Genomic DNA, 12,282 nt, shown 5'->3' with positions numbered 1-12,282 from the left:
CCCGGCCACACCGCCCGGCCCGACGCGGCGCGCGGCCGTTGCGCCGCCCGCGCGCCCCGCCCGCCCCCGCCTGACCCGACAACCAACCCGCTTTCTGTCCGTCGTCAAATGATTCGGGAACGGATGGTCCGGCCCATCACGGAGTGACATCATGGTGTCTGCCTCCGCGAGCGGAGCAGGCGAGATCATTCTGGCCGACAACGGCGAAAACGCCTCTGCGGCAGCCGCAGAGGCGGCACTTCATCACGTACCCATTCCGTCATGGGGTTTATCCAGGAGACGCGCCTGCCGGTGGCCGGATCCCTGGCGCGGCCTTCCGGCCCGGCAATCTGTTCCGCGGTGAGCCTCCATTGCCGAAACCTGCCGTGGAGGATGGCACCGCTCAGAGACGGCCTTTTTTTCCTCTGATGTGATCGATACAGCGCCGGCGTCGCGCGGGATTTGATAATTTCGCCTGCACAACCTCACGCAGCTCGCCCGTGATCTTCCAGCGTATGGTTCCTTGCCATCCCGATCCTTCTTCCTGCCAAGGTCCCAGAACAGATCCCCGACCTCCCAATGGCAAGCGGCCACCAAGGTCGAGTGACGCATAAAAAGGCGTGGGCCTTTCGACCCACGCCAAGTATCGGGCAAACGCCGGGGAGCCGCGGCGCTATTGGCCCGGTGCACCCGCCCCGGTCGGGGCGGGGGACGCTGTCGGTTTGGCGCTGCCCGAAGCCGGGGCGGACGCCATGGTGATCATCGCCGGGTTGTCCTCGCCATGCGCCGCCGCCGCCTTCGGATCGGGCTGGGCGAGCGCGGCGGGACCGCGGAGATAGGGGAACTGGCTCGCCATCGGCGCGCCATAGAGCGGCTTGAACACGCCCTGGTGGCAGGTCGCGCAGTCCACCTTCGCCACATCGCCGGCCGGGCCGAGCATGGCTTTGGGGAAGGTGCCGGTCAGCGGCAGCAGGTAGTCGTTATTGAGCGCGCGGACCATGTGCAGGCCGTAATAGGCGGTCACCCGCTGCGGCGTGCTTTCCGACCAGTCGGCGAAGGCGCGGGTCTGGTGGCAGAAATCGCAGTTCACCCCCAGCGCCGTCGCGTAGTGCATCATCAGCGCATAGGTCCACTGGGTCTGCTGGATCGAGTGGCGGTTGCCGGTGGGCAGCGCGGTGGTGCCGGTCACCCGGATCGGCTCGTGCCCGAGCAGGAAGGGCGTGAGCGGATCGGCCGGCAGCGCCGAGCCATCCGCCACCGCCGAGGGCCGCGCCTCGCCGCTGTCGGTCTGCAGCAGCCCGCCCGCATGCGGCGGGGCGACGCCCTCGAACCAGACCCGGCTCGGCACGTTGTTGCCCCGATGGCAGGTATAGCAGGTGACGCCGACCTTCTTCACATGCGTCTGCCAGTCGGCATTGATGAAGATCGTCATCTCCAGCATCCGCCGCGCGACCCGCTTCTGATACTTGGCGTCGGAGGCGAAATTGCCGGCCACGTGGCAGTAGCCGCAGCCCTGTTTTGGCGCGACCCACTGCACCATCGAGACCATGATCCGCGCAAAGGCGCCGGCCGGAACGTTCTTGAGCACCTGAACGTTCTTGTAGATCGTGCCGGCCGGCGGCCCGGCATTGTTCTGCGGCAGGGCGGTGGGCGCCTGGTTGGCGGCGAAGGCGGCGGCGATCACCGCCGGGCTGTATTCGAGCTGCTGGCCGGTGCCGCGATAGCCGCGCTGCACCGAGCGCACCGTGGGCGGCTGCAAGGTCAGCACGCCGATGACCATCGCCGTCATGCCGCCGATCAGGGCGAGCAGGGTGATCGTGACTTTCATGGCATTGTCCCCTTGCCCGCGGCCACACCCTGCGCCGGATCGGCGATATGCCCGTAGATGTGCGGATAGGCCGGCGCCACATGGTGCTTCACCGCCCACAGGAACCAGTTGTCGACGACGGTGCCGGTCAGCAGGATGCCGATCCCGCCGGTCAGCGTGGTCAGCACCGCGAACCACCAGGCCCAGCGATGGATGCTCTCCATCGTCGCGTTGAACCCCATCGTCCAGCGCCAGAACAGCGCGGCGCGCTCCGATGCGGTGCCCCGGTCCACCGTCTGCTCCACCTCGCGCTCGCCGCCGAACCGGCTGACGGCGAGAATGGTCGCGCCATGCATCGCGAACAGCAGGACCGAGCCATAGAGGAACACGATCGAGAGCATGTGGAACGGATCGTAATACAGGTTGCCGTATCGCAACGAGAACGCGACGGTCCAGTCCAGATGCGGGAAGATGCCGAAGGGCGGCGCCTCGCCCCAGCTGCCCATCAGCAGCGGGCGGATGAAGCCGAGCACGAGGAACAGCCAGATGGCCGAGGCGAAGGCCCAGGCGGTATGGGTGCCGAGGCCGAGCTGCTTCGAGCGGCGGTAGACCCGCAGCCACCAGAGCAGCAGCGAGGTGGTCAGGAAGAATCCGGCCAGCAGCCACCACCCGCCCTGGTCCATCGGCGGCAGCCGCAGCCCGTAGGCCGGCGGCGGCGGTTCGAGCGCGAGCCACGGCAGGTCGCGCACGAAGCGGATCGGGTTCCAGTTCACCGAGGCCATCATGTTGAGCCCGATGATCTCGAAGGCGATCAGGCCGCAGGCGATGGAGGCGACGCCGAGCGAGCCGAGATAGATCGGGCCGACCTGGGCGTTGCCGATCTGGCCGAGCAGGTAGCTGAAGAACGGCTTGCCCTGCCGGCCCCACACACCCGCCGGCGCCGGAACGCCGTCATGCAGCGGCCCACGGATCTGCACCCGCGTGAAGATGTTCTGATATTCGATCATCCGAGCCCCCGGACTGCTTGAAGGTTATGACTGGTGCGGTCTTGCATGGCGCACCTCAATGACCGCCGAACTGCCAGATCGGCAGATGCAGCCACCACCCCCACCACGAGGGCCAGCCCTGGGTCCAGAACGGGCCCGAGAGCAGGATGCAGGTGGCGCTGGCGAACCCCGCCCCGAGGGCGAGGAACAGGCCGAGCCGGTGAATGCCCAGCGTGCCGATCGAGTAGCCGATGAAATCGCGGAAGAACGTGTCCTCGTGCTCGGCGAACTTCACCGTCTCGCCCGCCGGCGGGTTGATCGCGGCCAGAACCAGCGATCCGTGCAGCGCGAGGGCGAGCGTCGTCGTGAAGAACAGCGTCACGGCGACCATGTGCATCGGGTTGTATTCGAAATTGAGATAGGCGTATCCGGTGTTCGACACCCAGTCGAGATGGCTCATGATGCCGTAGGGAAAGCCGTTGCCCCAGGCGCCCATCAGCAGCGGGCGGATGACCTCGAGCGTTACATAGGCGAAGATCGCGACGCTGAACGCCGCCGGCACGTGCAGCCCGATCCCGAGCTTGCGGCTGATCTCCACCTCGCGCAGCGCCCAGGAGCCGAAGGCGCCGATCGCGCAGACCGTGATGATCTGCCAGAGCCCGCCCTTGGCCAGCGGCGCGAGGCCGAGCCCGTAGGAAAGGTCGGGCGGCGCGATGCTGATCTGCCAGATGTTCCAGGTCGGCCCGAGCGCCGCGCCCCAGATGATCAGCGCCGTGCCGAGCATGATGAAGAAGGCGGCGGTCACACCGAAGAAGCCGACATAGAACGGCCCGACCCAGAAATCGAACAGGTCCCCGCCGATCAGGGTCCCGCCGCGGACGCGGTATTTTCTTTCAAAACTGAGCAGTGCCATCGGGCAGTTCCTCACCGTTCGGTTGGGGCCCCTCCCCCCGGCGCGGTCGGCACGAGCCGACCGGCACCGGGATCATCTGAAGGGTTTGGCAGGCCCCGTTACTTGTTTGCCGGCATGGCCGACTGCTGCTGCATCGTCGTCATCGCGGGGGCGCCGCCGAGCCAGTCGAAACGCGGCGTGCTCAGCAGGATGAAGTGGATCAGGATCGCCAGCGCGAACAGGAACACGCCAAGCGCGGTCAGCACCCTGCGCGGATCGAAAAGAAGCCACATGCGCCACATGGTCTGTCCTCCCTTATCCGATATGCGAGGTGAGCATCTTCACCCCGATATGCGCGTTATCCAGGAACCCCGTGACATAGCCGTGCGGACCCGGGATCCACGGGCGCCACTGCCACACCAGGAAGTGGGCAATGATCGCGATGACGGTGAAGCCGATGAAACTGGCGATGAAGATCGAGTGGAACTCCTTCGCCTCCCGTTCGGTCAGGCCGGATAACGACCCTTCCCGATCATGTGTGGTCATGGACATCAGACTGTTATCCTCGTTGTGGCCGGCGCGGTTGCCCTCGCCTGCCAGTTCCGCGCGAACCCCGCGCGGGGGGACGGCCGGCGCCGTGCGGCGGGCGGCCGATGGGGGAGCCTCGCCGCTGGGGCAAGCAGGAGGGGCAGCACCAGGGTCGGCCCGGGTGCGGCTCTGTCGGGTGAAGCGGTCATGCCGGCACCGTCTCGCGCAGCGCCACGGCGACATGCGCCGCCTCGACGCGCGCGGCACCCGCCTCGCGCGCGCACCGCTCGGCGCGGTCGCGCAGGCGCTTGGCTGCGGAAATCCGGATCAGGAACGGCTCATGGGCGAGATGCCGGTCGAGCGCCGCGGCCGCATCCGGGGCCCAGGCCTCGCCCGCATCGGCGCGCGCCGGCGTCGGCTCGATCCGGTCGAGATCGGCGCCGAGCGGCAGGATGTTGAACAGCGCGTCGAACAGCGCGTTGCAGTATTCCTGCACGACATAGGTCGCACCCGCATACCCCATGAACGGCGTGCCGGTCGCGCGGCGGATGATCGCCCCCGGAAACGACGCCGGAATATAGACCGACCGGCCGCCGCGCTCCGCCGCATACATCCGCTCGTTATACGAGCCGAACAGCACCAGCGGCGGGGTCGCCGCCATCGCCGCGCGCACCGCGTCGTTGTCCGGCTTCACCCCGGGGCGACGGGCGATCGCGAAGCTGCACGCAATGCCGAGCTCCTCCTCGAGCAGGCGGCGCAGGCCGCGGGCATAGGTCTCGGTCGCCACCACCCCGAACGACGAGGTCGCGAAGAAATCCTGCGTCACGCTCCGCCACAGATCCCAGATCGGCTTGATCGTGGTCTCCTTCTCGCGGGCGATGAACGGCTCGGGATCGACACCGGCGAGCTCGCCGAGCTTGCGCAGGAAATTCGTCGTCGCGAAAATCCCCATCGGCGCCATCAGGTAGGGCTTGCCCAGCGCCTCGCAGAGCTTGCGGCCGAATTCGCGATAGAGGCAGACATTGACATCCGCATCGGCCAGCAGCGGCGTGTCCTTGAGGTCGGCGCCGAGCGGAAAGGTCAGGTTGACCTCGCAGCCGATCCCCTCGACCAGCCGGCGGATCTCGGCGAGATCGGAGGGCATGTTGAACGTGCCATAGATCGGCCCGATGATGTTGACGCGCGGCTTGCCCGCCTTGCGCTCCGGGCGCTTCGCCTTCGCGTTGCCGAACTCGTTCCACAGCCACACCATCGCCCGGTCGGCGGACTGCCACTGGTCCTCGTCGATCGTGCGCGGCAGGAAGCGCCGCAGGTTCGAGCCCTCCGGCGTCACCCCGCCGCCGATCATCTCGGCGATCGAGCCGGTGACGACGACCGCGGGAATCTTCTGGTTGCCGATCCCGGCGGCGCGCTTCATCGGCCCCTCGGTGCCGCTCATCGAGAGCGCTTCCTCGTCAAGCCCCGTCACCACGATCGGCAGCTCGTGCGGCGGCAGCGCATCGGTGTAGTGCAGCACCGCCGTCACCGGCAGGTTCTCGCAGCCCACCGGCCCGTCGATGACGACGCGCAACCCCTTGATCGCGGCAAAGGCGTAGACAGCGCCCCAATACCCGCCCGCCCGGTCATGATCCTGCACCAGCATCAGGAAACCTCCTCCGCCTGCGCCGCATCGCCGGCGAAGAACCCGATCATCCGGCCGAACCGCTCGCGCCCGCGCGTCTGCGCCGCGACGATGGCAGCGAGTGCCGCGGCACCGGATGCGCCGAAGATCGGCCGCGATGACACGATGTTGGTGAAATAGACGGCCGGCACACCCGCCTCCTTCGCCGCCTGCACCAGCGGCGTGGTGCCGAAGGCAAGGTCGGGGCGAACGTCGCGCAGCGCCGCGCAATCCTGTTCGAGCGAGGCGCGGAACTGCACATGCGTGCCCTGCTGGGCAAGCCAGGCGCGGTCCGCCTCGCTCCACGGCGTCGCCGGCAGCGCGGTGCCGACATAGGGGATCTCCGCCCCCGCCTCGATCAGCAGCCGTGCGACCAGCAGCTCCGAGCCCTCGTAGCCCGAAACGATCATCCGCGCCGAAACCGGGTTGGCGGCGAGCGCCGCGCGCACCGGCGCGATCGCCGCGGCCTTCGCCCGGTCGACCCGCGCCGCCTCGATCCCGGCGACGCGACCGACGGCGTCGAGCCAGTCGGCCGTCGCCTCCTCGCCCACCGGCGCCGAGCCGATCAGCGTGCGGCCCGCGGCCTCGAATTCCCGCGCGCTGGCGGTGTAGAACGGATGCACCGCGGCAGCCGCCACGCAATCGAGCGCGCCGTACAGATCCCGCCACTCCCGCGCCGGCACCGCCGGCCCGACGCCGAGCCCCATTGGCGCCAGCATCGCCGCGACCCCTGGCGGATCGGCGGGGAACAGCTCGCCCAGCAGGGTGACCCGCCGCTCCTCGGCAAGCCCCGCGCGCGGCCGCGCCACCGCGCCGGCTTCGGCCTCGCGCCGCGCATAGCGCAGCATCGCCCCGGCCAGCACGTCCTTCGCCTCGGCATGGGTCGGCACGCCGAAGCCCGGCACGTCGATGCCGATCACCCGCACACCGTCGATCTCCCGCGGCAGCAGGTCGAGCGGTACGCCCGAAGCGGTCGGCACGCACAGATTGATGACGACGACGGCGTCATACGCGTCCGGCTGCGCCGTCCGGCGCACCGCGTCGCGGATATCCTCGAAGAGCTGGCCGGTCACCAGCGTCTCGGAATCGAACGGCACGTAGCCGACGCTGCGGCGCGCGCCATAGAAATGCGAGGTGAAGGTGAGACCGTAGACGCAGCAGGCCGAGCCGGACAGGATCGTCGCCACCCGCCGCATCCGCAGGCCGACGCGCAACGACCCGAAGGCCGGGCACATCGATTGCGGCTGGTCGTGCGGCCCCTGCGGGTAATCGGCGGCGAGCCGCTCCAGCACGGCGGACTTGCCGGCGGCGCGGGCGGCCTCGCGCATCGTCTCCCGCCCGCCATGGCAGCCGGAGTCCTGCGGCCGCGCGATCGTTCCCTCCGGCGGGGGCATGGTCAGGCCCCCTCGTAGACGACTTCGAGGGACGGCCGGTTCAGCACGTCCGAACCGCACATGTCCTCAAGGCTCGCCGGGTCCAGCACCACGCCGCGGCCCACCGCGTCGCCCTTGAACAGGCCGAGCAGCCCGTCCTGGCTCAGCGGCGTCGGGCGGATCGGCGGCGCCTCGGCCACCTGCACGCCCAACGCCTCGAACAGCGGCGACCAGCGCCCGCCGGGCCGCCCGACGATCTCGTAATTCGCCGATTTGCGGCGGATATCCTCATCCGCCGGAATCGCGGCCAGCACCGGAATCCCCGCCGCCGCGGCGAAGGCCTGCGCCTCGCCGGTGCCGTCATCCTTGTTGATCACCAGCCCGGCAACGCCGACATTGCCGCCGAGCTTGCGGAAATAATCCACCGCCGAGCAGACATTGTTGGCGACATAGAGCGATTGCAGGTCGTTCGAGCCGACCACGATCACCTTCTGGCACAGATCGCGGGCGATCGGCAGGCCGAACCCGCCGCAGACCACGTCGCCCAGGAAGTCGAGCAGCACGTAGTCGAAATCCCACTGGTGAAAGCCCAGCTTGTCGAGCAGTTCGAACCCGTGGATGATCCCGCGCCCGCCGCAGCCGCGCCCCACTTCCGGGCCGCCCAGCTCCATGGCGAACACGCCGTCGCGCTTGAAGCAGACATCGCCGATCTCCACCGCCTCGCCGGCGGCCTTGCGCCGCGCCGAGGTCTCGATGATCGTCGGGCACGACTTGCCGCCGAACAGCAGCGAGGTCGTGTCGCTCTTCGGGTCGCACCCGATCAGCAGTACCCGCTTGCCGAGCTGCGCCATCGAATACGACAGGTTGGCGAGGGTGAAACTCTTGCCGATCCCTCCCTTGCCGTAGATCGCGATGATCTGGGTCTTCTTCGCCGGATTCGCGCTCGCGCCAATCTCGGTATCGGGAGCCGTGCGGCCGGCGCTTGCGTTCATGTCATGTCTCTCCAGTCGATGAGCAGTTTGAGGCAGGAATCGTCGTTGAAGGCGGCGGGATAGGCTTCCGCCGCGTCCGCCGCCGGCACCCGGTGCGTCACCAGGCCGGACAGGTCGAGTCGCCCCGCCGCGACCAGTGCTGCGACATCGGCGAGATCCTCCGGCTGCCACTGGGCGGCGATGGCGATCCGCGCCTCGCGCATGAAGGCCGGGGGGAAGGCAAAGCCGAGCGGGGCGGCGTAAAACCCGGCGAGGGCGATCATCCCCCCCGGCGCGAGGCGCCCGATCAGCCGGTCGAGAATTGCGGAATCGCCCGAGGCGTCGATGATCGTGCGATAATCCCGCCGCGGATCGTCCGCCGCGGCCCGCACCTCATAGCCTCGCGCCCCGGCGAACCGCGCCGCCCTGGTTTCCCAGACCACCGGCGCCCCGCCATCGAGCGTCGCGAGGCGGGCGATCAGCCGGCCGAGAACGCCATGCCCGACGATCAGCTCCGGCGCGCCGCCGGCAACCCTGATCGCATGCCGGGCGGTTGCCGCCAGCGCCAGCAGGGTCGCGTTCGCGCCGAGTGCGGCGGGAACCCACACCGCCCGCTCGGCCGGCACCACCAAATGTCGTGAATCCGCGCCGAACAGCGCGCGCATCTCGCCGAAGCAGCGGGCTCCCGGAACGAACACCGTCTCGCCCAGCCGGCCGCGCACCGCGTGCCCTGCCTCGACAATCGTGCCCGTCGCCTCGTAGCCCGGCACCAGCGGATAACCCATGCCCGGAAAGGGCGGCATCTCGCCGGTGAAGATCAGCTTCTCCGTGCCGGTGCTCACCCCCGACCACGCCACCTCGACCACCACATCCGTGGCCGCAGGCGCATCGAGCCTCACCCGCCGGAGCGACAGGTCTAACGGTCTTTCGATGATGATGGCGAGACTGTCGAGCAAGGCACGTCCCCTCTGGAGTGCCGCGAGCCGTGCGGTCGTATTGTAAATGTCAGCTTACAAGTACAAAACAAAATGTCAATCTAAACTTACAGTCAACGTTTCTTTTATCGCGCCGGCTCATCCGGCGCGTGCCGCGATCAGCCCGGTCAGCAGCGGCTGCGGCGTGGCGATCTGCCGCGCCCCGATGAAGCCGGCGCGTTCCACCATCGCGGCCAGCTCCGCCGCGCGCCGCGGCCGGCCGCGCCCCATCGCCAGCAGGTAGAAACCGAAATAGGCATCGCCGACCGGCGCCGCCCCCGCCGCCGCGGCCAGCGGCTCGGCGATCAGCAGGGTGGCTCCGGGTTGCAGGCAGGCGCGGACATTGCGCAGGATCGCCATCGCATCGTCGTCGTCGTGATCGTGCAGCACCCTGACGAGGGTGGCGATGTCCGCCCCCTCCGGCAGCCGGTCGACGCGCATGTCGCCGCCCCATGCGGCGGCCCGCCCGGCGAGCCCCGCGCGGGCGAAGCGGGCCCGCGCCAGCGCCGCCACATCCGGCAGGTCGAACAGCATGAGCGCGAGCGCCGGCGCGCGAGCGGCGACCGCCTCGAGAAACCGGCCATCGCCCCCGCCGACATCGAGAATCCGCCGGTGCCGGCGGAATTTCCAGGCGGCGAGGATCCCCGCGGCGATCATCGGCTGCGATGCCGCCATCAACTGCGAATAGGCATCCGCCCGCGGCGCGTCGCCGCCCTCATACGGCCAGAACCCGGCCAGGGTCGCGTTCGTCTCGCCGCGCAGCAGGCCGACCGGATCGGCGAGGTCGCGATAGAGCAGCGCATGATGCCGGACCATCGCCGCGATGCCCGGGTTGGCAAGCAGCGCAGCACCCAGCGGGCCGAGCGCCACCCGCGCGCCATCGGTCTCCAGCAGCCGCAGCGCCGCACCCGCCCGTGCGAGCCGCAGCAGCGCCGCCGGTGCAAGGCGGCAGCGCGCGGCGAGATGCTCGACCGTCTCCGCCCCCGCCGCCAACTGCGCGAACAGGTCGAGCTCGACGCAGGCGGCCAGCGTCTGCGAATAGACGAAGCCGGCGCAGAGGTCGAACAGCGCCCGCGCCTCCCGCCGCGCCACGAACCGGGTCGGCGGGCAGCGCGCCGCAAGATCCTGGAAGGTGCCGTTCGCGAGCAGCCGGTTGCGCAGATCCCGCCAGCGCCGCTGCCAGGCCGGCACCGGCGGGTCCACGAAGCCCGACGCGCTCGCCGTCACCGCGCGCGCCTCAGGCCGCCGCGCGGGCCAGCCCCTTGGGCACCAGCCGCTTCGCCTCCTGCACGATCAGCGCGCGCAGCGACGCCACGCCCGGACAATCGGGGATCGACGAGGCCGCGCGTTCAGCCACCTCGTCCAGCAGGTCGAGCGCGCCCTCGATGCCGAAGCGCCGCACGGCACTCGGCCGGTGCAGCGCGGCATCGCGCCCGACCGGCTTGCCGCACGAAGCCGCATCCCCGGCGGCATCGCAAAGATCGTCGGCGATCTGATAGGCATCGCCCAGATTGTCCCCCAGCGCCCGCCACGGCAGCGGATCCTCGCCCGCGCTCGCCGCCCCGGCCATCGCCGCCGCCGCGAACAGCGCCGAGGTCTTGGCCCGCTGGTAGCGCGCGAGATCCACCTCGTCCTCGCTCTCCCAGGCCTGGCCGGCAACGATGCCGCCCGGCATGCCCACCGCCTCGGCGACGATCCCGCTCAGCGCGATCACCGGGCCCGGCTGCACCGCGCAGCCGAGTGCGAGGGTCTGGAACGCCAGCACGATCAGCGCATCGCCCGCAAGCACCGCGATCGGCGCGCCGAACGCGGCATGCACCGAGGGACGGCCGCGCCGCGTCGCCGCATCGTCGAAACACGGCAGGTCGTCATGCACCAGCGAGGCGCAGTGCAGGAATTCCAGCGCCGCCCCCGCCGCCACCGCCGCGTCGAACCGGTCCGCCCCGCAGGCCGAGGCCACGGCGAGGCACAGTCGCGGCCGCACCCGCGCGCCGCGCGGAAACACCGCGTGCCGCATCGCCGCCGCCAGCTTCGGCGGCCCGCCGCCGGTTTCGGCCCGCAGCATGGCCGTGGTGAGGGTGGATTCGATGAGCGACATGGCATCCATGACGGACCTCCGATGGTTGAGCCGTTTGTCACTTTTTATTGTCGTTTTTAACTGTGCGATTTGGTTGACACTCAGTCAAGTAATTTCGGATACTCGCCCGCAACGGAGGACCCCGGCGATTTCACCACGCGACACCTCGACGGTCCTGATCATCGGCGCCGGCATGGGCGGCCTCGCCGCGGCGATCCGCCTCGCCGCCGCCGGCCGCCGCGTCGTGGTGTTCGACCGCGCGGCAGCACCCGGCGGCAAGCTGCGCGCGGTCGCCGTCGCCGGCCGCGCCATCGATGCCGGGCCGACGGTGGTGACGATGCGCCACGTGTTCGACGACCTGCTGCGCGCCGCCGGCACCAGCCTCGCGGCCGAGCTTCGCCTCGCGCCGCTCGATGTCATCGCCCGGCATCACTGGCAGGACGGCACCCGGCTCGACCTGCGGCAGACCGCGGAGGCGAGCGAGGCCGCCATCCTCGCCGCCTTCGGCCCGCGCGCCGCCCGCGAATTCAGCGTCTTCTGCCGCCGCAGCCGGGCGCTCTACGACGCGCTCGACGCCGCCTTCATGCGCAACCCCGCGCCCGGTCTTCTCGGCCTTGGCCGCCGCACCGGCCTCACCGGCCTGCTGGCCCTCGGCCGCGCCTCGCCCTTCGCCAGCCTGTGGTCGGTCCTCGGCCGCCGCTTCACCGATCCGAGGCTGCGCCAGCTCTTCGCCCGCTACGCGACCTATTCCGGCGCCTCGCCCTTCGCCGCGCCGGCGACGCTGATGCTGATCGCCCATGCCGAGCAGCGCGGCGTATGGACGATCGAGGGCGGCATGACGATGCTGGCCTCCGCCCTGATGCGCGCCGCCCGCTGCCACGGCGCGCGCTTCCACCTCGGCGCGCCGGTGGCCGAGGTGCTGACCGATGGCGCCCGCGTCAGAGGCGTCCGCCTCGCCGACGGTTCGGAGGTCGCCGGCCGCACGGTCATCGCCGCCGGCGAGATCGGCGCGATCGGCGCCGGCCGCCTCGGCGC

At 70.1% G+C, this 12,282-nt stretch carries 12 protein-coding genes; 1 reads left to right on the top strand and 11 read right to left on the bottom strand.

All coding sequences use genetic code 11. From position 1 onward, the window contains the following. Positions 1-652 precede the first annotated feature (652 nt). The 11 genes from pufC to RT91_RS17160 all read right to left on the bottom strand — a co-directional run bounded on the left by pufC (position 653) and on the right by RT91_RS17160 (position 11,277). Positions 653-1,807, bottom strand: a complete 1,155-nt coding sequence (gene pufC / locus RT91_RS17210) for a photosynthetic reaction center cytochrome PufC (RefSeq protein ID WP_013640249.1) — start codon at positions 1,805-1,807, stop codon at positions 653-655. Further along, positions 1,804-2,793 (bottom strand): photosynthetic reaction center subunit M, encoded by a 990-nt coding sequence (pufM, locus tag RT91_RS17205; protein WP_035188717.1) that lies wholly within the window; start codon positions 2,791-2,793, stop codon positions 1,804-1,806. The genes pufC and pufM overlap by 4 nt, the downstream gene beginning before the upstream one ends. A gap of 55 nt (positions 2,794-2,848) precedes the next feature. Beyond that, entirely contained in the window at positions 2,849-3,685 is an 837-nt protein-coding gene (pufL, locus tag RT91_RS17200) for a photosynthetic reaction center subunit L (RefSeq protein ID WP_007421830.1), read from the bottom strand. Between the two features lie 98 nt (positions 3,686-3,783). Then, entirely contained in the window at positions 3,784-3,966 is a 183-nt protein-coding gene (gene pufA, locus RT91_RS17195) for a light-harvesting antenna LH1, alpha subunit (RefSeq protein ID WP_007421831.1), read from the bottom strand. Between the two features lie 13 nt (positions 3,967-3,979). Next, positions 3,980-4,210, bottom strand: a complete 231-nt coding sequence (pufB, locus tag RT91_RS17190; protein ID WP_013640251.1) for a light-harvesting antenna LH1, beta subunit — start codon at positions 4,208-4,210, stop codon at positions 3,980-3,982. A 187-nt stretch (positions 4,211-4,397) separates the two neighbouring features. Next, positions 4,398-5,834 (bottom strand): chlorophyllide a reductase subunit Z, encoded by a 1,437-nt coding sequence (bchZ, locus tag RT91_RS17185; RefSeq protein ID WP_035188715.1) that lies wholly within the window; start codon positions 5,832-5,834, stop codon positions 4,398-4,400. Then, positions 5,834-7,246 (bottom strand): chlorophyllide a reductase subunit Y, encoded by a 1,413-nt coding sequence (gene bchY / locus RT91_RS17180; protein ID WP_035188713.1) that lies wholly within the window; start codon positions 7,244-7,246, stop codon positions 5,834-5,836. The genes bchZ and bchY overlap by 1 nt, the downstream gene beginning before the upstream one ends. Positions 7,247-7,248: 2 nt before the next feature. Next, positions 7,249-8,217 carry a chlorophyllide a reductase iron protein subunit X gene (locus tag RT91_RS17175; protein WP_007423561.1) on the bottom strand — a complete coding sequence of 323 codons (969 nt, stop codon included), beginning with the start codon at positions 8,215-8,217 and terminating at the stop codon, positions 7,249-7,251. Beyond that, on the bottom strand, positions 8,214-9,152 hold the full coding sequence (gene bchC, locus RT91_RS17170) for a chlorophyll synthesis pathway protein BchC (RefSeq protein WP_035188710.1): 939 nt from the start codon (positions 9,150-9,152) through the stop codon (positions 8,214-8,216). Before bchC ends, RT91_RS17175 begins: the two co-directional genes overlap by 4 nt. A gap of 117 nt (positions 9,153-9,269) precedes the next feature. Continuing rightward, positions 9,270-10,397 (bottom strand): methyltransferase, encoded by a 1,128-nt coding sequence (locus RT91_RS17165; protein WP_035188709.1) that lies wholly within the window; start codon positions 10,395-10,397, stop codon positions 9,270-9,272. A 10-nt stretch (positions 10,398-10,407) separates the two neighbouring features. Then, the gene (locus tag RT91_RS17160) at positions 10,408-11,277 is read right to left on the bottom strand and encodes a polyprenyl synthetase family protein (RefSeq protein ID WP_013640256.1); all 870 of its coding nucleotides are present in this window, start codon (positions 11,275-11,277) and stop codon (positions 10,408-10,410) included. A 163-nt stretch (positions 11,278-11,440) separates the two neighbouring features. Here RT91_RS17160 and RT91_RS17155 point away from each other — a divergent pair. Next, positions 11,441-12,282 (top strand): NAD(P)/FAD-dependent oxidoreductase (locus tag RT91_RS17155; RefSeq protein ID WP_152982863.1); only part of this gene is annotated, 842 nt, incomplete at its 3' end.

The sequence above is a fragment of the Acidiphilium sp. JA12-A1 genome, from assembly GCF_000724705.2.
Lineage (GTDB): Bacteria > Pseudomonadota > Alphaproteobacteria > Acetobacterales > Acetobacteraceae > Acidiphilium > Acidiphilium multivorum.
This window is presented reverse-complemented; position numbering and strand designations above follow the sequence as displayed.